The sequence below is a fragment of the Curvibacter gracilis ATCC BAA-807 genome (genome assembly GCF_000518645.1).
GTDB classification, from domain to species: domain Bacteria; phylum Pseudomonadota; class Gammaproteobacteria; order Burkholderiales; family Burkholderiaceae_C; genus Curvibacter; species Curvibacter gracilis.
In genome coordinates this window covers 210122-230966 of the sequence record NZ_KI912467.1, presented here as the reverse complement: position 1 = coordinate 230966, position 20845 = coordinate 210122, and the positions used below count along the sequence as shown (strand labels likewise).

Below are 20845 nucleotides of genomic sequence, written 5' to 3'. Positions count from 1 at the left end.
GCTTGTCCATCTCCGCTACGTCACTCCCATCCGAACCTGCCGTGCCCGAATCGGCGCAGCCCTTCCCATTGCTGGACCGCGATCACAGCATCCTGGCCTTCAATGACCGTGTCCTGGACTGGGCCCGCCGCAGCGATGTGCCCCTGCTGGAGCGGCTTCGTTTCCTGTGCATCGTCTCGTCCAACCTCGACGAATTCTTCGAGGTGCGCGTGGCCCCGCACCTGATTGCCCTGCAATTGCGCGACCCCCGTGGCACCTACAGCAGCAATTCCTTCGAAGCCTTGGCTGAGCGCGCCCATGACCTGGTCGAGCGGCAGTACAAGCTCTACAACGACCAGTTGATCCCCGCCCTGGCGCGCCTGGGTATCCGCATCGTCTCGCACGGTGACCGCAATTCAGAGCAGCGGCGCTGGGTGCACGACTACTTCGAGCGCGAGGTCCGGCCCCTGCTGGTGCCGGTCGGGCTGGATCCGGCCCACCCCTTCCCCCAGGTGGCCAACAAGTCGCTCAACTTCATCGTGCGCCTGCGTGGCCAGGATGCCTTTGGCCGCGAGAACGAGGTGGCCATCGTCAAAGTGCCCCGGGTCTTGCCCCGGGTCATCCGCATGCCGGCCCGGGTGGCGGGCAAGGGGGTCAGCTTCGTCAGTCTGTCCAGCGTCATCCGGGCGCATCTGCACGACCTGTTCGCCGGGCGCGAGGTGACCGAGTTTTCGCAGTTCCGGGTCACGCGGCACTCCGATCTGGCCTTTGACGAAGAAGATGTGCGCGACCTGCGTGCCGCGCTGCGCCAGGGCCTGGAGCACCGCAACTACGGCCAGGCTGTGCGCCTGGAGGTCTCGGCGGGTTGCTCCAAGTTCCTGTCCGATTTCCTGCTGTCCCAGTTCAGCCTGCCGGTCGGGGCGCTGTACCGGGTGCATGGCCCGGTCAACCTGGTGCGCCTGACCCAGCTGATCGATCTGATGAACGAGCCATCGCTGCTCTTTCCGGCCTGGAAGGCCGCGCTGCCGCGCCAGTTGCAGCAAGGCACCTCGATCTTCGAGCAGGTGGCGCAGCGCGATGTGCTGATCCATCAGCCCTTCGAGAGCTTTGATGGCGTGCTCGGCTTTCTGCGCGAGGCCGTCAACGACCCGCAGGTGCTGGCCATCAAGCAGACCATCTACCGCACCGGGTCGGATTCGGAGCTGATGGAGCTGTTGCGCGAAGGGGTGCGCCGCGGCAAGGAAGTCACGGCCGTGGTCGAGCTCAAGGCCCGCTTCGACGAAGAGGCCAACATCAACTGGGCCGAGGCACTCGAGTCCATCGGCGCGCAGGTGGTGTACGGCGTGGTCGGCCTGAAGACCCACGCCAAGATGCTTTTGGTGACCCGCCGCGAAGGCCGTGTGCTGCGCCGCTACGGACACCTCTCCACCGGCAACTACAACCCGCGCACCGCGCGCCTCTACACCGACCTGAGCTGCCTCACGGCCAACCCGGATCTGACCGCTGAAATGGACCTGGTGTTCTCCCACCTGGCCAGCCAGAACCGGCTGCCTCGCCTCAAGCACCTGTGGGTGGCTCCGTTCCACCTGCACGCCAAGACCCTGGAGGCCATCCGTCAGGTGGGTCTGGCGGCCGAGCGGGGCGAGGGTGGGCGCATCGTGGCCAAGATGAATGCGTTGACCGACGAGCCCCTGATCCGTGCCCTGATCGAGGCTGGCCAGCGCGGTGCCCGCATCGACCTGATCATCCGGGGGGCCTGCATGCTGCCCGCCGGGGTGCCGGGGCAGACCGACAACATCCGGGTGCGCTCCATCATCGGGCGCTTTCTGGAGCACTCCCGCGTCTTCTATTACCGCATGGGCGATCAGGAGCAGCTCTACCTGTCCAGCGCCGACTGGATGAACCGCAACATGCTGCGTCGGGTCGAGGTGTCCTGGCCCGTGAACGATCCTGAGCTGCGCCAGCGCATCATCGACGAGTGCCTGGTGGGTTATCTGTGCGACGACCGCGATGCCTGGACCTTGGGGGCCGACGGTGTCTACCAGCGGGTAGAGCCTGCGGGCGAGGTGGCCCACGGTGTTCAGCAAGCCTTGATGGACCGCTACGGCAGCGACCCCAAACCCAAGAAAACCTGACCTGGAGTTTTGCCCCCATGGACCTGATCTTGTGGCGACATGCCGAAGCTGAAGACGACGATGCTGGTGCCATGGAAGACCTGGCCCGCAACCTGACCCCCAAGGGGGAAAAGCAGGCCATGCGCATGGCCGCGTGGCTGGATCGTCAGTTGCCCGAGGGGCTGAGGGTGTTGTGCAGCCCGGCCCGGCGCACGGAGCAGACGGCCCTGGCGCTGGGGCGAAAGTACAAACTGCGCGCCGAACTGCTGCCCGGTGGGCAGGTGTCGGACCTGCTGGAGCTGGTGCAGTGGCCACGCCAGCGGGGGGCGGTGCTGGTGATCGGCCACCAGCCCATGCTGGGCCAGACGGTGGCTCAGTTGCTGGGCTTGGCGGAAGGCGAATGCTCGGTGCGCAAGGGGGCGGTCTGGTGGCTGCGCCACCGCGAGCGCCAGGGCGAATCCCAGACGGTGGTGGTCACCGTCCAGGTTCCCGAGTTGCTGTGAACGCCGGCCCCCGGCCGGGTGCTGGGGGCGGTGTCCTGATCAGGCCTTGCCGGCCTTCTTGGGAGCGGCCACGGCCGGCTTGTCGGCCGCGGGGCGGCCCGTCTTGATCGACGGGATGGCCTTCAAGGCCTTCAGGAAGGCGTCCTGACCCAGGCCGGCCAACAGACGCACGCCAGCGCGCAGGATCTCGCTCTTCTTGGGGCTGTGGGCCAACAGATGGGCGCGTTGCTTGAGCTCGGCCAGCACGTCGTACTCATCCTTGGGGATGGTGAAACTGTCACGCACCAGCTTGGCCTTCTTGGCCTTCACTTCGGGTTCGGCAGCCTTCTTGGGCTTGCTTTCCTTGATCTTCTTGGGGGCTTCGACCTTCGCCTTGGGCGGTGCGGGCACGGGGGCGGCGACAGCCACCGGGGCGGCCTTGGGCTTGGCGGCAGGCTTGCTCACGGCCTTCTTGGGGGCTGGGCTGGCCTTGGCGGCTTTGGCATCTTTGGCGGGGGCCTTGGCTTGGGGCGCAGCCTTGGCCTTGGCGGGTGCGGCGGCCTTGGCCGGTGCGCTTGCCTTGACCGGTGCAGCGGCCTTCACGGGCGCTGCGGCCACGGCCTTGGGGGCGGGCTTGGCGGCCGGCTTTTCGGCAGCCTTGACCACCGGGGCGCTGGCAGGGGCGGCCGCGGTCACGGGCGTTGTCGCCACCGGGGCGGCCACTGGGGTTGTCGGGGTGTCCTTCTTGTCGCTGGTGCTGGTCATCAACATTCCTTGAGTGAATCGGTATAAACAGTATATACGGTTTAATTCGGTGTTTGTATGGCTGCCGCATGCCCGTCGGGGCGCCTGCGCCCGGGATGAAAAAACCCCCGGTCACCGCAAGGTGCCGGGGGGCTGGCAGGAAGGGCAGGGCAGGGCGCTCAGGACACCAGCAGATCCAGCGACCAGGGCGTCTTCTGCCAGGCGATCGCTTCCTCACGCAGCAGGTGGGCCGATTGCGGGAATTGCTGGCACCAGGCCTGGCTCACGTGCAGGGTGTAGGACGTGCCGTCGCAGGCCAGCGCCAGCGGGGCCAGGTCGGGGTTGCGACGGGCGTGGCAGAGGGCGACGGCCAGACGCAGGCACAGCAGTTGGGCCACGAATGCCGCATCGCTGAAGTCGGCCTCGAGCTTGCGCAGCTTGCCGCGGTGGCCCAGGATCAGTAGGCTGAGCCGGTGCAGTTCGGGCAGGGCAAAGCCGGGTGCATCGGTGTTGTCCAGGATGTAGGCGCCGTGCCGGTGGTAGTCGCTGTGCGAGATCTGGATGCCGATCTCATGCAGGCTCGCGGCCCAGGCGAGCTTGCGTTCGGCGCGCTCGTCGAGTGGGCTTTCGACCTGGCGGTACAGCGTCAGGGCGGCATCGCGCACCCGTTCTGCCTGGGCCTGGTCGACCTGGAAGCGTTCGCACAGCGAGACCACGGTGGTGGCGCGCAGATCGGTGTGCGGCTGCTCACGGTCCAGCAGGTCGTACAGCACGCCTTGGCGCAGGGCGCCTTGTGCCACGTGCATCTCATCAATGCCCAGCAGGTCGAAGATGGCCGTCAGCACGCTGACCCCGCCACCGATCACGGCACGCCGATCGTCCTTCAGACCGTCCATGCGCACCCGCTCGGCGCTCTGGGCGCGCAACAGGCGCTCCTTGAGCCAGTGCAGCGCGCTGCGGCTGATCACGCCACTCGGTTCCCCAGCCGCAGCCAGGATGTCGGCCACCGCCCCCACCGTGCCGGACGAGCCATAGGCAATGTCCCAGCTGTCACGGCGGTAGCTGTCCAGGGCTTCGTCGAGCACGGCCTTGGCTGCGATCTCGGCGGTCATGAAGGCCTGCTGGGTGAACAGGCCTTGCGGAAAGTACTTCATCGACCAGGCGACGCTGCCCACGCGGTACGAGGCCATCACATGGGCGTTGTACTGCTGGCCCAGGATCATCTCGGTGGAGCGTCCGCCGATGTCGATCACCAGCCGGCGTTCATCCGATTGGGGCAGCAGGCGGGCCACGCCCTGGTAGATCAGGCGGGCTTCCTCGGGGCCGGAGATCACATCGATCGGAAAGCCCAGGATCTCGGTGGCCCGGGCCAGAAAGTCGTCTCGGTTGCGGGCTTCGCGCAGGGTCTGGGTGGCCACGGCCCGAACCTGCGTGCGCGGAAACCCGGCCAGGCGCTCGGCAAACCGGGCCAGGCAATCCCAGCCGCGTTGCATGGCGTCGGCGCGCAGACGACGTTCCTCGTCCAGGCCGCTGCCCTGGCGCACGGTTTCCTTGAGGTATTCGCTGCGCTGGATCTGGCCATGCTGCAGGCGGCCGATTTCGAGTCTGAAGCTGTTCGACCCCAGGTCGACAGCGGCAATGAGTGTTCCGTTTTGCATTTGATGGCAGCGCTTGGGGCCGGTCACTCTGCGGCGGCAGGTGAGTGGGTCGCCGCTTGCGTACTGGGCTGTGAAAGAGGTGGCGTTCGGGTTCCGGGATCCGCTGAGGCAAGTTCGCTGGTGGCCGGATGGCAGTCTGCGTGAAGACCGTGCCCGACAGCAGCGATTGTGGCCGCGACCGACAGGGCACCGACCGACTGCCCTGTATTTTTCATGCGTTTTGCAGTCTAGAAGCCGTTTATGACAGTTGGGTGACGGATTTTTCGATGATTGTGACAAAAAACGGGCGTTTTCCGCCTCTCCAGAGCTTGTCACGCAATTGTCATCAAGGGCCACTAGAGTCCAGTCAACTCCCCAACCCACCAAGGTGAATTGATATGACCTGGACGATTCGTATGGCCGTTGCCGGCGCTGTGGCCGCTTTGCTCTCCCCCGCCAGCTGGGCCCAACAGGAAGCCACCGGGGCCGGTGCCAGCTTCCCGGCACCCCTCTATTCGAAGTGGGCCGCTGATTACAACAAGGCCACGGGCGTCAAGATCAACTACCAATCGGTGGGTTCGGGTGCCGGCATCCGCCAGATCGAAGCCAAGACCGTGGACTTCGGCGCTTCCGACGCCCCGCTGAGCGATGACGACCTCAAGGCCAAGGGCCTGGTGCAGTTCCCCACCGTGATCGGTGGCGTGGTGCCGGTGATCAACGTCAAGGGCCTGACCCCGGGCCAACTGAAGCTGACCGGCGCTGTGCTGGCTGACATCTACCTGGGCAAGATCACCCACTGGAATGACGCTGCCATCAAGTCGCTGAACCCCGGTCTGACCCTGCCGGACTCGCCGATCGCCGTGGTGCGCCGCGCCGATGGTTCGGGCACCAGCTTCATCTTCACCAACTACCTGAGCAAGGTCAGCCCCGAGTGGAAGAGCAAGGTCGGTGAAGGCACCGCCGTGAACTGGCCCACCGGCGCCGGCGGCAAGGGCAATGAAGGCGTGGCCGCCTTCCTGGGTCGCCTGCCTGACTCCATCGGCTACCTGGAGTACGCCTATGTCAAGCAGAACAAGCTCAACTACGTGCAAATGCAGAATGCGGCCGGCTCCTACGTGGCCCCGGACGATCTGACCTTCAAGGCCGCCGCTGCCGGCGCCACCTGGAGCAAGAGCTTCTACCAGATCCTGACCAACCAGCCTGGCAAGGATTCCTGGCCCATCACCGGCGCCACCTTCATCCTGATGCACAAGAAGCAGGACAAGCCGGCCCAGGCCACCACCGCCCTGAAGTTCTTTGACTGGGCCTACAAGAGCGGCGACAAGACCGCCGTCGACCTGGACTACGTGCCCATGCCCGACAGCGTCAAGGAAGTGATCCTGAAATCCTGGGGTGAGATCCGCGAAGCGGCTGGCGACAAGCCGGTTGCCTTCAAGTGATTCCAGGCTTCTGACGTCTGCTTCAGACCAGCTTTCGGGACTTTGTTGTGTCCACTACACTGCCGGTCAACCATGCCCCGCCCACCTCGGTGGGGCGTGCACAACCTATGACCACACCTCCTTCTCAACGCCCCATGCTGTCGGGCGCCATGGCTGACCGCCTGTTTGGCTGGCTGGCCAAGGGTGCCGCCGTCCTGACCCTGGGCCTTCTTTTCGGCATTCTGCTGTCGCTGGTTGTCGGCGCCTCGCCGTCGATTGAAAAATACGGCCTCAGCTTTCTGGTGCGCAGCGTCTGGGATCCTGTCCAGTCCGATTTCGGCGGCCTGGTGATGATCTACGGCACGCTGGCCACCTCGCTGATCGCACTGGCCATCGCCGTGCCGGTCAGCTTCGGCATTGCCCTGTTCCTGACCGAACTCTCGCCGGCCTGGCTCAAGCGCCCGCTGGGCACCGCCATCGAATTGCTGGCGGCCGTGCCCTCCATCGTCTATGGCATGTGGGGCCTGATGGTGTTCGGCCCCATCCTGGCGCGCTTCGTCCAGCAACCCCTGCAGGCCTTGCTGAAGGGCGTGCCGGTGCTGGGCTCCTTCGTCTCCGGCCCCCCGGTGGGCATCGGTATCTTGTCGGCCGGCATCATCCTGGCCATCATGATCATCCCCTTCATCGCTTCGGTGATGCGCGACGTGTTCGAAGTGACCCCGCCGCTGCTCAAGGAATCGGCCTACGGCCTGGGTTCCACCACCTGGGAGGTGGTCTGGAAGGTCGTGCTGCCCTACACCAAGACCGGTGTGCTGGGCGGCGTGATGCTGGGGCTGGGCCGGGCGCTGGGTGAGACCATGGCGGTCACCTTCGTGATCGGCAACATGAACCAGCTCAACTCGCTGAGCGTGTTCGAGGCGGCCAACAGCATCACCTCGGCGCTGGCCAACGAGTTTGCCGAAGCCGGTGAAGGCCTGCACCAGGCCTCGCTGATCTACCTGGGCCTGGTCTTGTTCTTCATCACCTTCGTGGTGCTGTCGCTGTCCAAAGTGCTGCTCATGCGCCTCAAGAAGAACGAAGGAGCCCGCTCATGAACACCGCTGCTTCTTCCGTCCTGGCCGAGCGCGCGGCGCTGGCCGCCGTGCGCCAGGCGCGCTATGCCAGCCGCAAGCGCGTCAACACCATCGCCCTGGCCCTGTCGCTGGCGGCCATGGCCTTTGGCGTGTTCTGGCTGATCTGGATTCTGTGGGAAACCGTCCGCCTGGGCTTTGGCGGCCTGAGTGTGGCGCTGTTCACCCAGTCCACCCCGCCACCGAACGAGGTGGGCGGCATTGCCAACGCCATTTTCGGTTCGCTGGTCATGGTGGCCTTGTCCACCTTCATCGGCACGCCCATCGGCATCATGGCCGGCGTCTACCTGGCTGAGTACGACACCAAGAGCTGGCTGGCTTCGACCACGCGCTTCGTCAACGACATCCTGTTGTCCGCGCCCAGCATCGTGATCGGGCTGTTCGTCTACGCCATCGTGGTGGCCCGCTTCAAGAGCTTCTCGGGCTGGGCCGGCATCGTGGCCCTGGCACTGATCGTGATCCCGGTGGTCATCCGCACCACCGAGAACATGCTCACGCTGGTGCCTTCGGCGCTGCGCGAGGCCGCCTACGCCCTGGGCACGCCCAAGTGGAAGGTGATCATCATGATCACGCTGCGTGCCGCCAAGTCGGGGGTGATCACCGGGGTTCTGCTGGCCGTGGCCCGCATCTCGGGCGAGACCGCGCCCTTGCTGTTCACTGCGCTGAACAACCAATTCTGGAACTCGGACCTGTCCAAACCCATGGCCAGCCTGCCGGTGACCATCTTCAAATTTGCGATGAGCCCGTACGAAAACTGGCAGCAACTGGCCTGGGCAGGTGTGTTCCTGATCACGCTGGCCGTGCTGGGGCTCAACATCCTGGCGCGTGTGCTGACCCGTCAGAAGTAAAGGCAAGGATTTTTCATGACCACATTCACCGTGCCCGACCAGCAAGCCAAGATTGCGGTGCGCAACCTGAACTTCTACTACGGCAAATTCCATGCCCTCAAAGGCATCAACCTGAACATCCCCGAGAAGAAGGTCACCGCCTTCATCGGCCCTTCGGGTTGCGGCAAATCGACCCTGCTGCGCACCTTCAACCGCATGTTCGAGCTCTATCCTGAGCAACGTGCCGAAGGCGAGATCGTGCTGGACGGCGAGAACCTGCTCACCTCCAAGCAGGACGTGGCCCTGATCCGGGCCAAGGTCGGCATGGTTTTTCAGAAGCCCACACCCTTTCCGATGTCGATCTATGACAACATCGCTTTCGGTGTGAAGCTGTTCGAGAACCTCAGCGCTACCGACATGGACGACCGCGTCGAATGGGCCCTGCGCAAGGCCGCCCTCTGGACCGAGGTGAAGGACAAGCTCAACCAGAGCGGCTCCGGCCTGTCGGGCGGTCAGCAGCAACGTCTGTGCATCGCCCGTGGCATCGCCATCAAGCCCGAGGTGCTGCTGCTCGACGAGCCCTGCTCGGCGCTGGATCCGATCTCCACGGCCAAGGTCGAAGAGCTGATCGCCGAGCTCAAGGACGACTACACCGTGGTCATCGTGACCCACAACATGCAGCAGGCGGCACGCTGCAGCGACTACACCGCCTACATGTACCTGGGCGATCTGGTCGAGTTCGGCGAGACAGAACAGATGTTCTTCAAGCCCACCCGCAAGGAAACAGAAGACTACATCACAGGCCGTTTCGGTTGAGGAGGGCAGCATGCCGGACAAACATCTTTCCACCCAGTTCGACAGTGATCTCAACGGCGTTTCGTCGCGGGTCATGGAGCTGGGCGGCCTGGTTGAATCCCAGATCCACCAAGCCATCTACTCGCTGTCGAACTTCAGCACCGAGGCTGCGGCCCAGGTGATCGACATCGAACAACGCGTCAACGCCATGGAGATCGAGATCGACCGCGATCTGGCCTCCATCATCGCGCGACGCCAGCCCACGGCACGCGACCTGCGCCTGCTGCTGGCCATCTCCAAGACCACCGCCAACCTGGAGCGCGTGGGCGACGAGGCCAGCAAGATCGCCCGCATGGTCAAGTCGATCATCGAAAGCGGTTCGGCCCGCCAGCTGCCGTCCACCGATCTGCGGGTGGCGGCCGATCTCGCCGCCGGCCTGCTGCGCAAGGCGCTCGACGCCTTTGCCCGGCTCGACACCTCCACCGCGGTGGCCATCCTCAAGGAAGACGACCTGATCGACCGCGAGTTCGACGGCTTTGTGCGCAAGCTCATCACCTACATGATGGAAGACCCCCGCACCATCTCGCCCAGCCTGGACCTGTTGTTCCTGGCCAAGGCCATCGAGCGCATCGGTGACCATGCCAAGAACATCGCCGAGTTCATCATCTACGTCGTCAAGGGCACGGATGTGCGCCACGCGTCCATCGACGACGTGGAGTCCGCCGTCCGGTGATCTGCCATGAAGAAGCTGCCCCATATCCTGATCGTTGAAGACGAGCCGGCGATTGCCGAGCTGATCGCGGTCAACCTGCGCCACAACGGCTTCCAGCCGGTGTGGGCCGAAGACGGCATTTCGGCCCAGCGAGAGCTGGACGCCGTGCTGCCCGATGTGATCCTGCTCGACTGGATGCTGCCCGGCCAAAGCGGTGTGGCGCTGGCGCGCAAATGGCGCGCCGATGCCCGCACCAAGGGCGTGCCCATCCTGATGCTGACCGCGCGCGGCGATGAATCTGACAAGGTGGCCGGCCTGGACGCCGGTGCCGATGACTACATCACCAAGCCCTTCTCGACCCAGGAACTGCTGGCGCGCATCCGCGCCGTGCTGCGCCGTCGGGCCCCGGAACAGGTGTCCGACACGGTCACCATCGGTGAGCTGGTGCTCGACGCGGCCACCTACCGGGTCACGTTCTCGGGCCAGCCGCTCAAGGTCGGCCCCACCGAGTTCAAGCTGCTGCACTACCTCATGAAGCATTCCGAGCGCGTGCACAGCCGCTCGCAACTGCTGGACAAGGTGTGGGGCGACCACGTGTTCATCGAAGAGCGCACGGTCGACGTGCACGTCAAACGCCTGCGCGAGGCCCTGGGCGGCGCCGGCACCATGGTCGAGACCGTGCGCGGCGCGGGCTATCGACTCACCGGACAGCCCCAGGTGGCGGTGTCCGTCTCTGCGACCGTGTCCACTTCCGCTGCGGCTTCAGCCTGATGGCCTGACCGGCCTGGGCCCTTCTCATGACATTCCGGTTTTTGACTTTTGCCGGGGCCCAGTTGTTGGCAGTCCTGGCAGGGTGGTCGCTGGGCGACGCCCTGGGGGCCCTGGTGGCGCTGTTGCTGGGCACCTGGCTGTGGTTCTTGCTCGACCTGTGGCGCGGCCTGCGGGTGCGGCGCTGGTTGCGCAAGGGCCAACTGGCCGATGCCCCGGCCATGGGCGGCCTGTGGGGTGAGGTCGCCGACCGGGCCCGGCGCATGCTGCGCCAGCTGGTCAAGAAGGCCGAAGACAGCGAAGCCCGCTTGCAGGAGTTCCTGCTGGCCATCCAGGCCTCGCCCAACGGCGTGGTGCTGCTCGACCCCGAGGGTCACATCGAATGGTGCAACCAGACGGCGGCCCAGCATTTCGGCTTCGACCCTGACCGGGATCTGATGCAGTCCATCGGCAACCTGTTGCGTGAACCGGTGTTCGCGGCCTACTACGCTTCGCGTGACTACAGCCACGACATCGTGATGAATGGCCGTGGCAGCACCTTGTCGCGCCCGGTGCGCCTGTCGGTGCACCTGCATGGCTACGGCGAGGGCCGTCGCCTGCTGCTCTCGCGCGACATCACCGCCCTGGACCAGGCCGATGCCATGCGGCGCGACTTTGTGGCCAACGTGTCGCATGAGATCCGCACCCCGCTGACGGTGCTGTCGGGCTTCATCGAAACCCTGCAGACCCTGAACCTCGAAGACCACGAGCGCCAGCACTACCTGAACCTGATGTCCCAGCAGGCCAGCCGCATGCAGACCGTGGTCAGCGATCTGCTCACGCTGTCACGCCTGGAGGGCAGCCCCGCCCCGGGCCTGACCGAATGGGTGGGCGTGCAGGGGCTGCTCATGCATTGTGAGCAGGAGTCCCAGGCCCTGTCGGGCGTGATCGGCAGCCACAACGGGCGCCGCCACCAGATCCACTTCGACATCGAGGCGGCACGCGGCGTCGACCTGGCCGGCTCGCACAACGAACTGCAAAGTGCCTTGTCCAACCTGGTCAGCAACGCCGTGCGCTACACGCCAGGCGGCGGGAGCATCCAGGTCAGCTGGCACACGCTGCCCGACGGTCGTGCCGAATTCGATGTGCGGGATTCGGGCCCGGGCATTGCCCCCGAGCACATTCCGCGCCTCACCGAGCGTTTTTACCGCGTCGACCGCAGCCGCTCGCGTGAAACCGGCGGCACGGGCCTCGGCCTGGCCATCGTCAAGCACGTGGTGCAGCGCCATGGGGCCCAGCTCAACATCGAAAGCACGCTGGGCGTGGGGTCGCGGTTCTCCATCGTGTTCCCGGCCAGCCGCTTGCGTCAGGCGGCACCGTCCCTCATGGGGCCGGCACCATCGGCCGGTGCACAGCGCGCCAAAGAAGCGGCATGAAGATGGCCGCCACCGCGGCCAGTGCCACGGTGCTGCCGGCCCAGAAGGCATCGGGCCGGGCCCAGGGCGCCCAAGCGGCCAGGCCGCGGTAGGCCAGCCAATAGCCGCCGCCCAGCCCGGCGCCCCACAACAGGGTGCTGTACACCACCAAGGTCACCACCGTCACACGGTAGCAGCGCAGCACAAACACGCACAGGGTCTGGGCCGCGTCGAACAGGTGGTACAGCGCCACCCACACCAGCAAGGGCGCGGCTTGGTTAGCCACCTCGGCTTGCTGGGTGTAGAGCCGGGGGAGGCCGGCATGACCCAGCCACACCGCGGCTGAGCACAGCGTGGCCAAGCCCATGGCCAGCAGCAAGCCGGTTCGGATCGCCTGCCGTGCCCGGGCCGGCTGGCGCGCCCCCAGCCAGTAGCTGGCGCGGGCACTGGTGGCGATCGAGATCGACAGCGGCACCATGTACAGCACGGCCGTCAGGTTGGCCGCAATCTGGTGGCTGGCCGCTGCGGTGGTGCCCAGCCGGGCAATGAACAGCGCCATCAGGGTGAAGGAGGTCACTTCAACCAGGATGGACAGGCCCGCCGGCAGGCCCAGGCGCAGAAACTGCCCCAGTTGCTGCCAATCCGGCGGCTCGGGCTTTTGCCACAGGCGGTAAGGGTGGTACACCGTCTGCCGGCTCAGCATCAGCACGGCCAGGGCGGCCATCGCGCCATTCACGGCCAGGGTGGCCCAGGCGCAGCCGGTGGCGCCCTGGGCCGCCACACCCGCACCGCCCCAGGCCCACCACATCGACAACGGCACCTTCAGCGCCAACCCCGCCAACTGCAGCCAGGTGACCAGGCGGGGCAGGTGCAGCGCCTGGTTCAGCGTGCTGTAGACGCGAAACAGCAGGGCCGGCGGCAGGGCCAGGGCCAGCACCTGCAGGTACTGGGTCACATCGGCGCGCAATTCATCGGGCACCCCGGTCCAGCGCAGCAAGGCCTCGGGCTGGACCAGCAGGCCGATGCCCAGCACCGATGCCACCGCGCACAGGTACAGCGACTGGCGCACCGAACGCCCCACCTGCAGCGGGCGCCCGGCGCCTTCCAATTCGGCCCAGACCGGCAGCAGGGCCTGCAGCACGCCCATCAGGCCCACATAGACGCTGATGTACACGGCCGAGCCCACCGCCAGCGCGGCCAGGGCTTCGGGGGAATGGCGACCCGCCACCAGGGTGTCGGTGACGCCGAAGGCCATCACCGCCAACTGGCCGGCCAGCACCGTGCCCGCGTGGCGGGCAATGAGGCGCAACTCGCTCAAGTTCAGCTCCCGGCGCGGCGGTAGACCAACACCGATTCGCGCTGCTCACCCTGGCGCCACACATTGGTCTCGTAGATCCAGTTCGGTCCGTCGTGGGTCTCCAGCCAGCCTACCAGCTGGTTGCGGTCCACCAGCAGCCAGTCACAGCGGGTGGCCGAGCCGGTGGGCACCAGGCGCAGGTCGCCGTGCACCTGGAAGGCCGCCGTCTGGTCGGGGCTCAGGCCATAGACCTCGGCGCAGGTGGCCGTGCCCATCAGGGCCCGGGCCGACTGCACCATGCTGGCATAGCTCAGCGCGTAGTCGAGCAGCGGCAGCCAAAGCGTCATCAGCAGAATCCAGCCCAGGGCGGCACCGCCGGCGGGCAGCACCAGGCTTTTCCAGATCGCTGCGCGGTGCCGGCCGGCGCGCCACTTCACCAGCCACATCCAGGCGCCGGTGGCGGCCACCGCGCACAGCAGGGGGAGCCACGACAGCTCTGGCCGGAAGCCCGGGGCCAGGCGCGCCACGTTGGCGGCCGGTTGGGCCGGAAAGCCGGTCTGCATGGCCAGCCACACCACCCAGATCACCAGCGCAGCGCTGGTGAAGAACAGCAGCGTGAACCAGTCGATCAGCGCCCCCATGCTGCGGCTCAGGGTGGGCAGGGCGAAGGCGGCCAGGGTGGCCAGTGCGGGCAGGCCCAGCAACAGCGCACGGTCGGCCGGCTGCGTGGTGAAGGTGATCGCCACCGACACGGCCACGAAGCAGATGGGCAGCCCCAGGTGCAGCGGCCACCGCCCGTTGCGCAGATGATGGCGCCAGCGCCACAGCGACCACAGTGCCAGCGGCCAGGCCGGCCAGGCAAACCACAGCAGCAGGCGGGCCAGGCTGCGCGTCTCGCCAAAGCTGGGCCACACCAGGCGCCAGTGCGCCAGATCGAGCTGGTAGACCAGCGCGCCCACCGCGGCTGTCACGCCCGCGGCGGCCAGCGAGGCCTCGCGGGGCCAGCCCAGGCGTTGTCGGCCTTCGGCGTCGGCGTCGCTCAGCAGCCGGGTCAGCACGGCGCTGGCCGCGCCCAGCACCAGCGCCACCGTGGGCGCGCCGCTCAGGGCCAGGCCGCCCAGGCCCAGCACCAGCGCGGCCAGGGGGGTCCAGCGCCGGTAGGGGCTGGCGGCCACCGCATAGAAGGTGAGCGTGGTGCAGGTGAGCTGGACCAGGTAAGAGGTGACTTCGTGGCTGGGCCGGGCCAGGCCCAGGCAGGCCATCAGCGCCAGCAGGCCGCCATCGGCCAGGGCGCGGGCGTAATCATTGGGTCGGGCCTCGCCGCCGAAGGCAAAGGCCACGGGTTGGGCCCGCGGGCTGCGGGCCAGGTAGTACACCCCGTACCAGGTGGCCACCAGGGTCAGGGCCAGCATGGCCATGAAAGGCAATCGGGTCACCAGCTCGGGAGCCCAGTTGCTTGGCGCCAGTTGCAGCATCCAGGCCCCGATCCAGTAGGCCAGCAGGCCATCGTTCTCGGGCGCCAGCCCGGCCAGGGTGGGTTGCATCCAACGGGTGTGGCCGGCGGCCATTTCCAGCATGTAGCCCAGTTCGGCGATGTCGGCCCCCTTCCAGGGCGCGCGGCCCCAGAAACCGGCCAGCACATAGGCGGCACACAGGCCGATCAGGGCCCAGCGGGGCAGGCGGCGGACAGCGTTTTGGGCAACGATGGCGGGTGAGGTCGAGTTCAAGGTGCGGGTCTGGGTGAGGCAGGGCCACCGGGCCGTCCGGTGCGCAGGCAAAAACGCAGCGGGCAAGAAAAAAGGCAGCTCGGGGACCGGGCTGCCTTTTTAGCAGAAGTCGAAGCGGCGAGAGTCGCCGCCAATGACTTACTTGCTGGCGGTGGCCAGCTTGCCGAAACGGTTGCGGAAGCGTTCGACGCGACCACCCATGTTGTCCACCGACTTTTGGGTGCCGGTGTAGAAGGGGTGGGATTCGCTGGAGGTGTCCAGCTTGAACAGGGGCAGTTCGCGACCGTCTTCGGTCTTGCCCATTTCCTTGGTGTTCACGCAGGAACGGGTCACAAACTTGAAACCGTTGGAGAGGTCCACAAACAGGACTTCGCGGTAGTTCGGGTGAATGCCTTCTTTGGCCATGGTCTTACCTTTTAGGAAGTTGCGAGAGCCACTGCACAAACCACTGCACAGCACTTTTCGCCAAAAGCCCTCGATTATCCCATTTTTCTGACAGGCGGCTCAAGGCATTTCTGCCCCCAGCCCGATTTATATCGGTTCCACCCCGCACCAGTTCACCAGGTAATGGGCCAATGTCAGGGTGACCCGGCGCATGCTGGCCAGTGAAACGGCCTCGTCGATGCCATGGATGTCGCGCGCCAGCGGGCCGTAGTTGGTGACCGGGATGTCGGTCATCAGGCTGAAGTGGCGTCCGTCGGTGGTGGCCGTGCAGGCCAGGCGCTCGGCGTCGCGGCCATTCACCGCCCGGTGGGCCTGGGCCAGGGCCTGCAGGGCCGGGTGCTCCAGGTCGTACACGCAGCCTGGCGAGCGGTGGCCCCGGGTGCTGATCTCGACCTGCAGGGCCGGGTTCAGCGCCTGGGCCTTGGCGCGCAGGCGCTGGCTGATCTGGGCCACCGCGGCATCCGGCTCGGTGCCCGGGTAGTAGCTGCAGCGCAGGCCCAGGGTGCAGGTGCAGGGCACGGAAGAGTTCCATTCACCCCCCTCGATGCGCCCGAGGTTGAAGTTGATCGGGTGGGCCACGTCGCGGAAGGCCGGGTGGCGGTTCTCGGGTGCGTTCCACTCGGCTTCCAGCAGCTTCAGGTCGGCCATCAGTTCGTGGGCCGCCTCGATCGGGTTCAGGCCCTGGCCCATGTAGGCCACATGGGCGGGGCGGCCCGTCAGGGTGACGAACAGCCAGCTCACACCGACCTGGGCCGCCATCAGGGTTTCGGCAAAAGGCTCGGGGATGATCACCGCGTCGAAGTCGCTCAGGCGGGCCCGGGCCAGGGTGTTCTGCAGGGCATGCACCGTGGCGAGGGTGCCGTTGCCGGTGTTTTCTTCGTCCAGCACCGCATTGAAGCCCACCACCCCGGCCGGCTGCAGGCCGAGCCGGCGCAAGGCCTTGAACGCCATCAGGGCGCACACGATCCCGCCCTTCATGTCGCCCGCGCCCCGGCCGAACAGCCAGTCGTCCTTCACATGGGGCTCGAAGGGGGGGGCGCTCCAGAGCTGTTCGGGCCCGGTGGGCACCACGTCGAGGTGCCCGTTGAACAGCACCGAGCGTCCGCCCCCCTCTTTGGGCAGGTGGCGGGCCAGCAGGTTGTGCCGCCCACCGTCGGGGTCGCAGGGGCAGGAGAACATCGGTGAGCTGCGGATGCGATCGCTGTCGAGCACGATGCGTTCGCAGTCCAGGCCCAGCGCTTGCAACCGGGCCTCCAGAAAATCGGCTGCCGGCTGCTCAGCCCCCGAGGGGCTGCGCGCGGCCACGAAGGCACTCAGGGTGTCGATCATCTCGGCATCCAGCTGGGCCACGGCCTGTTGCAAGCGGGCTGCGTCGGGGGTGGGGTGCATGGTCATTCCTTGGGCTGATGAAGGGGGAAACGGATGAATGCAGGCGAGGCAACGCTGGGCTGGCCAGGGGCCAGGGGGGTATGCTGCGGCGCATGTTCAACCCCGTGCAGGACCTGTCTGACATGAACGAACTCTGGCGTCTTTCGGCCACCGAACTGGCCGCCCTGATCCGAACCCGGCGCGTCAGTGCCACCGAGGTGGCCCAGGCCGCGCTGGCGCGGCTGGAGGCGGTCAACCCGGCCCTCAACGCGGTGGTCGAGCACCGGCCCGAGCAGGTGCTGGCCCAGGCGGCGGGCGTGGATGCGGCGCTGGCCCGTGGCGAGGCCCTGGGCCCGCTGGCCGGCGTGCCGGTGACCACCAAGGTCAATGTCGATCAGCAAGGCTTTGCCACCACCAACGGCCTGCGCGCCCAGCAAGACTGCGTGGCGCAACACAACAGCCCGGTGGTCGACAACCTGGTGCGGGGCGGTGCGGTGCTGCTGGGGCGCACCAACACGCCGGCCTTCAGCTACCGCTGGTTCACCAGCAACCTGCTGCATGGCCGCACCCTCAACCCGCGCGACCCCCGCCTCACCCCCGGGGGCTCCTCGGGCGGCGCCGGGGCGGCCGTGGCGGCCGGCATCGGCGCCCTGGCCCATGGCACCGACATCGCCGGCTCGGTGCGCTACCCGGCCTATGCCTGTGGCGTGCACGGGCTGCGGCCCTCGCTGGGGCGCATTCCGGCCTACAACGCCAGCTCGCCCGAGCGGGGCATCGGCCCGCAGCTGATGGCGGCTTCGGGCCCGCTGGCCCGCAGCGTGGCCGACCTGCGCCTGGCCCTGCAGGTGATGTCGGCTGCCGACGCGCGCGACCCCTGGTGGGTGCCGGCGCCGCTGCAAGGCCCCGAGGTGCCGAAGCGGGTGGCCCTGTGCCTGCGCCCCGACGGCATGGCCACCTGCCCCGAGGGCGTGGCTGCCTTGCTTGACGCGGCGCGCCGCCTGCGTGATGCGGGCTGGCAGGTGGAGGAGGTCGATCAGCTGCCGCCCCTGCGCGAGGCCGTGGAGCTGCAAAAGCGCCTCTGGATCGGCGACGGCTACTCCGCGCAATGGGCGGCTGCCCAGCGCGAGGGCGACCCCGGGGCACTGGCCGCACTGGCAGGCCAGCGTGCGCTGGCCGAGCGCCTGGACGCCAACAGCCTGCCGGCCACGCTCACCCGCCGCGCCACCCTGGTGCGCGAGTGGCACCTGTTCTTCGAGCGTTACCCGGTGCTGCTGCTGCCCATCAGTGCCGAACTGCCCTTTGAAAACGACCTGGACCTGCAGGGCGAGGCCGCCTACGCCCGGGTCTGGGAGGCCCAGATGACCCAGATCGGTCTGCCCCTGATGGGCCTGCCCGGCCTCACAGTGACCACCGGCCTGGTGGGCCGCACCCCGGTGGGCGTGCAGCTCACGGCGGCCCGCTTCCGCGAAGACCTGTGCCTGGCTGCCGGCGAGGCCATCGAGGCCGGCGGCGTGCCGGCCATGCCGGTCGATCCGGTATCGGCCTGAGCCCTGGCCGGGCACGGCGCTGTTCATGCGGCAGCGCTCAGCACCGCGTCCAGCCGCTCGACCAGTTCGTCGGCGTTGGCCCGCGAAAACACCAGGGGTGGGCGGATCTTCAGGCAGTTGGCCTGCGGGCCCGAGGCACTGAGCAGCACCCCGGCGCGGCGCATGCCGTTCACCACCCGGGCGGCCAGCGGCCCATCGGCCTGCCGGCTGGCGCGGTCATTCACCAGCTCCACGCTCACGAACAGGCCGGCCCCCCGCACATCGCCCACCGCCTCGTGGCGGGCACCCAGTGAGCGCAGGCCCTCGCGCAGGTACTGGCCCACGGCCAGGGCGTTGGCCTGCAGCGACTCCTGCTCGATCACGTCGAGCACGGCGCTGGCCACCGCCATCGACACCGGGTTGCCGCCAAAGGTGTTGAAGTAGCGGCACTCGCGCCCGAAGGCGGCCAGCACCTCGGGCCGCACCGCCAGGCCGGCGACAGGGTGGCCGTTGCCCATGGGCTTGCCCAGGGTCACGATGTCGGGCACCAGGCCGTGGCGCTCGAAGCCCCAGAAGGCCTCACCGGTGCGGCCGAAGCCGGGCTGCACTTCGTCAGCGATGAACAGGCCGCCGGCTTCGCGCATGGCTTGCACGGCCGGCTGCAGAAAGCCCGCCGGGTCGGTGCACAGGCCGTCGCTGGAGAACACCGTGTCCACCAGCAGGGCCGAGGGCTGCAGGCCCTGGGCCTGCAAATCGGCGATGGCGGCGCGCACATCGCGGGCCAGGCGCGGGCCCAGCTCGGCGGCGGTCTCGCGGTAGCTGTCGGGCGCGGCCACGGTGCGCACCGCAGCGCCCAGCTTCATGCCCGCGCCCAGCGAGGGCGAGGCCTCGGCCAGCACCGTGGTCACGCCATGGTAGGCCCAGCGGGTGATGACCACGCCCTGCGCCCCGGTGTGGGCGCGTGCGATGCGCAGCGCCAGGTCGTTGGCCTCGCTGCCGGTGCAGGTGAACATGGCCTGGCCCAGCTCGCGGGGCAGGTGGCCCAGCAGGCGCTCGGCGTAGTCGAGCACGCCCTCGTGCAGGTAGCGGGTGTGGGTGTTGAGCTGGGCGGCCTGTTGGGCCAGGGCCTGCACCACGTGGGGGTGGGCGTGGCCCACGCTGGCCACGTTGTTGTAGGCGTCCAGGTAGCGTCGGCCTTGGGCGTCGTACAGCGACACGCCCTCGCCGCGCACCAGGTGCAGCGGCTCTTCGTAGAAAAGGCGGTAGGCGGGGCCCAGCAGGCGGGCGCGGCGTTCGAGCAGTGTGGCGGTGTCGGGGGCGGTGCTCATGGGGGTGCTTCTGGGGGTGCTTCTGGGGGTGCGGTCCGGGTTCATGGGCAGGCCGCGCGCAGGGCGCTTGTGGCCTGGTCTGGGGGCAGGGTGTCCAGGGCCTGAAGCCGGGCCCAGGAGATGGCGTTGTTGCGCAGCAGATAGGGCGCGTTGTCGGGCTGGCGCGCGGCCCGCCAGCCGCTGATGGCCACCACCATCACCAGGCGGGCCCGCACCAGATCGGTCAGCAGTTGCAGCTCCAGGGCCTGCAGCGGCCATTCGGCGTGGTAGGCCGCCGCAAAGCCCGCGATGGCGGCCAGCGCCCCGGCGGCGCCCCCCTCGCCACGCTCGTCGAGTTGGTAGGAGGCGGCCACGGCCAGCTCGTTCACGCGCGGGGCCATCACCAGGTCGCCAAAGTCGAGGATGCCGCTGACCTGATCGCTGTGTTGCGCATCGACCAGCAGGTTGTACAGGTTGAAGTCGTTGTGGATGGCCTGGCGCGGCAGGGCGCCCAGCCGAGGCAGCACGCGCTCGACAAAGCCATCGAGGGCGCGGTGGGCCAGGGCCTGGCGTGCCGGGTCGCTCACATGCACCAGCAGGCCGCGCACCAGGTCGGCCCGCTGGATGTCCCAGGGCAGGGCCTGCTCGCCGGCGGGGTGGCTGAAGTCGGCCAGGGCATGGTCCAGGCGGGCCAGCAGGCGGGCCACGTTCAGGCGTTGCGCCTCGGAGCGCGGGGCCTGCGGCATGGGCAGGCCTTCCAGGTAGCTGAACAGGCGCACCACGCGCGGCCCGCCCTCGGGCCAGGGCAGGGTGAGGCTGGGCTGGCCGCTCTGGGTGGGCAACAGGCGCTGCACCGGCAGCTCGGGGGCCTGGCGGGCCAGGTGCAGCAGCACCTGGGTCTGGAAATCGGCCACCAGCGCGCTTTCCTGCGGGTGCGAGATCTTCAGCATGCAGGCCGGCCCCTGCGCGGGGCGGACCAGGAAGTTGGCGTCGCGCTCGCCGCTGAGGGCCTGCAATTCAAACCCGTGCAGGCCATAGTGCTGGCTCAGCAACCCCCGGGCCTCGTCCAGCGAGACCGGGGCGGGGGGCGCGCTCAGCAAGGCGGCGCCGGGCAGCAGAGCAGCGCTGTCGTGCGCCGGCCGTTCCAGGGTGGAGGGCGTTGTGAGCGTGTTCATG

General features: G+C 67.8%; 18 protein-coding genes. 10 read left to right on the top strand and 8 right to left on the bottom strand.

Going from position 1 to position 20845, the window contains the following annotated elements; genetic code table 11:
• The first annotated feature begins 41 nt into the window (after positions 1-41).
• Together ppk1 and L880_RS0129720 are read left to right on the top strand one after the other, a co-directional pair.
• Positions 42-2114 carry a polyphosphate kinase 1 gene (gene ppk1 / locus L880_RS0129725; protein ID WP_043331021.1) on the top strand — a complete coding sequence of 691 codons (2073 nt, stop codon included), beginning with the start codon at positions 42-44 and terminating at the stop codon, positions 2112-2114.
• 17 nt (positions 2115-2131) lie between these two features.
• On the top strand, positions 2132-2596 hold the full coding sequence (locus L880_RS0129720) for a SixA phosphatase family protein (protein ID WP_027478693.1): 465 nt from the start codon (positions 2132-2134) through the stop codon (positions 2594-2596).
• A 39-nt stretch (positions 2597-2635) separates the two neighbouring features.
• On the opposite strand, the gene L880_RS33955 is transcribed toward L880_RS0129720, so the two are convergent.
• Entirely contained in the window at positions 2636-3340 is a 705-nt protein-coding gene (locus tag L880_RS33955) for a hypothetical protein (protein WP_245615432.1), read from the bottom strand.
• Positions 3341-3498: 158 nt separating this feature from the next.
• Entirely contained in the window at positions 3499-4977 is a 1479-nt protein-coding gene (gene ppx / locus L880_RS0129710) for an exopolyphosphatase (RefSeq protein WP_027478692.1), read from the bottom strand.
• Positions 4978-5354: 377 nt separating this feature from the next.
• Here ppx and pstS point away from each other — a divergent pair, with 377 nt between their 5' ends.
• The 7 genes from pstS to phoR all read left to right on the top strand — a co-directional run bounded on the left by pstS (position 5355) and on the right by phoR (position 12021).
• Positions 5355-6395, top strand: coding sequence for a phosphate ABC transporter substrate-binding protein PstS (gene pstS / locus L880_RS0129705; RefSeq protein WP_027478691.1), 1041 nt, complete (start codon positions 5355-5357; stop codon positions 6393-6395).
• Positions 6396-6502: 107 nt separating this feature from the next.
• Positions 6503-7468 carry a phosphate ABC transporter permease subunit PstC gene (gene pstC, locus L880_RS0129700; protein WP_051443678.1) on the top strand — a complete coding sequence of 322 codons (966 nt, stop codon included), beginning with the start codon at positions 6503-6505 and terminating at the stop codon, positions 7466-7468.
• On the top strand, positions 7465-8352 hold the full coding sequence (gene pstA / locus L880_RS0129695) for a phosphate ABC transporter permease PstA (protein ID WP_027478689.1): 888 nt from the start codon (positions 7465-7467) through the stop codon (positions 8350-8352). Before pstC ends, pstA begins: the two co-directional genes overlap by 4 nt.
• 15 nt (positions 8353-8367) lie before the next feature.
• Positions 8368-9147, top strand: a complete 780-nt coding sequence (gene pstB, locus L880_RS0129690; RefSeq protein WP_027478688.1) for a phosphate ABC transporter ATP-binding protein PstB — start codon at positions 8368-8370, stop codon at positions 9145-9147.
• A gap of 10 nt (positions 9148-9157) precedes the next feature.
• Positions 9158-9859, top strand: coding sequence for a phosphate signaling complex protein PhoU (phoU, locus tag L880_RS0129685; protein WP_027478687.1), 702 nt, complete (start codon positions 9158-9160; stop codon positions 9857-9859).
• A 6-nt stretch (positions 9860-9865) separates the two neighbouring features.
• Positions 9866-10609, top strand: coding sequence for a phosphate regulon transcriptional regulator PhoB (gene phoB, locus L880_RS0129680; RefSeq protein WP_027478686.1), 744 nt, complete (start codon positions 9866-9868; stop codon positions 10607-10609).
• Between the two features lie 26 nt (positions 10610-10635).
• Complete coding sequence (phoR, locus tag L880_RS0129675) at positions 10636-12021, top strand: phosphate regulon sensor histidine kinase PhoR (RefSeq protein ID WP_043331019.1); 1386 nt, start codon at positions 10636-10638, stop codon at positions 12019-12021.
• On the opposite strand, the gene L880_RS0129670 is transcribed toward phoR, so the two are convergent.
• The 4 genes from L880_RS0129670 to L880_RS0129655 all read right to left on the bottom strand — a co-directional run bounded on the left by L880_RS0129670 (position 11969) and on the right by L880_RS0129655 (position 16863).
• Entirely contained in the window at positions 11969-13318 is a 1350-nt protein-coding gene (locus L880_RS0129670; RefSeq protein ID WP_027478684.1) for an MATE family efflux transporter, read from the bottom strand. The genes phoR and L880_RS0129670 overlap by 53 nt on opposite strands.
• 2 nt (positions 13319-13320) lie before the next feature.
• Positions 13321-15024: a hypothetical protein gene (locus L880_RS0129665; protein ID WP_027478683.1), complete on the bottom strand. Its 1704-nt coding sequence runs from the start codon at positions 15022-15024 to the stop codon at positions 13321-13323.
• Between the two features lie 138 nt (positions 15025-15162).
• Complete coding sequence (locus L880_RS0129660; RefSeq protein WP_019573252.1) at positions 15163-15429, bottom strand: type B 50S ribosomal protein L31; 267 nt, start codon at positions 15427-15429, stop codon at positions 15163-15165.
• A gap of 126 nt (positions 15430-15555) precedes the next feature.
• Positions 15556-16863: an ArgE/DapE family deacylase gene (locus tag L880_RS0129655; RefSeq protein WP_027478682.1), complete on the bottom strand. Its 1308-nt coding sequence runs from the start codon at positions 16861-16863 to the stop codon at positions 15556-15558.
• Positions 16864-16979: 116 nt separating this feature from the next.
• On the opposite strand from L880_RS0129655, the gene L880_RS0129650 reads away from it, so the two are divergent.
• Positions 16980-18383: an amidase family protein gene (locus tag L880_RS0129650; protein ID WP_027478681.1), complete on the top strand. Its 1404-nt coding sequence runs from the start codon at positions 16980-16982 to the stop codon at positions 18381-18383.
• A gap of 23 nt (positions 18384-18406) precedes the next feature.
• Here L880_RS0129650 and L880_RS0129645 read toward each other — a convergent pair whose 3' ends face one another.
• Positions 18407-19690, bottom strand: a complete 1284-nt coding sequence (locus L880_RS0129645) for an aspartate aminotransferase family protein (RefSeq protein ID WP_027478680.1) — start codon at positions 19688-19690, stop codon at positions 18407-18409.
• Positions 19691-19731: 41 nt separating this feature from the next.
• Entirely contained in the window at positions 19732-20844 is a 1113-nt protein-coding gene (locus L880_RS0129640) for a phosphotransferase (RefSeq protein WP_084461747.1), read from the bottom strand.
• Position 20845 lies beyond the last annotated feature (1 nt).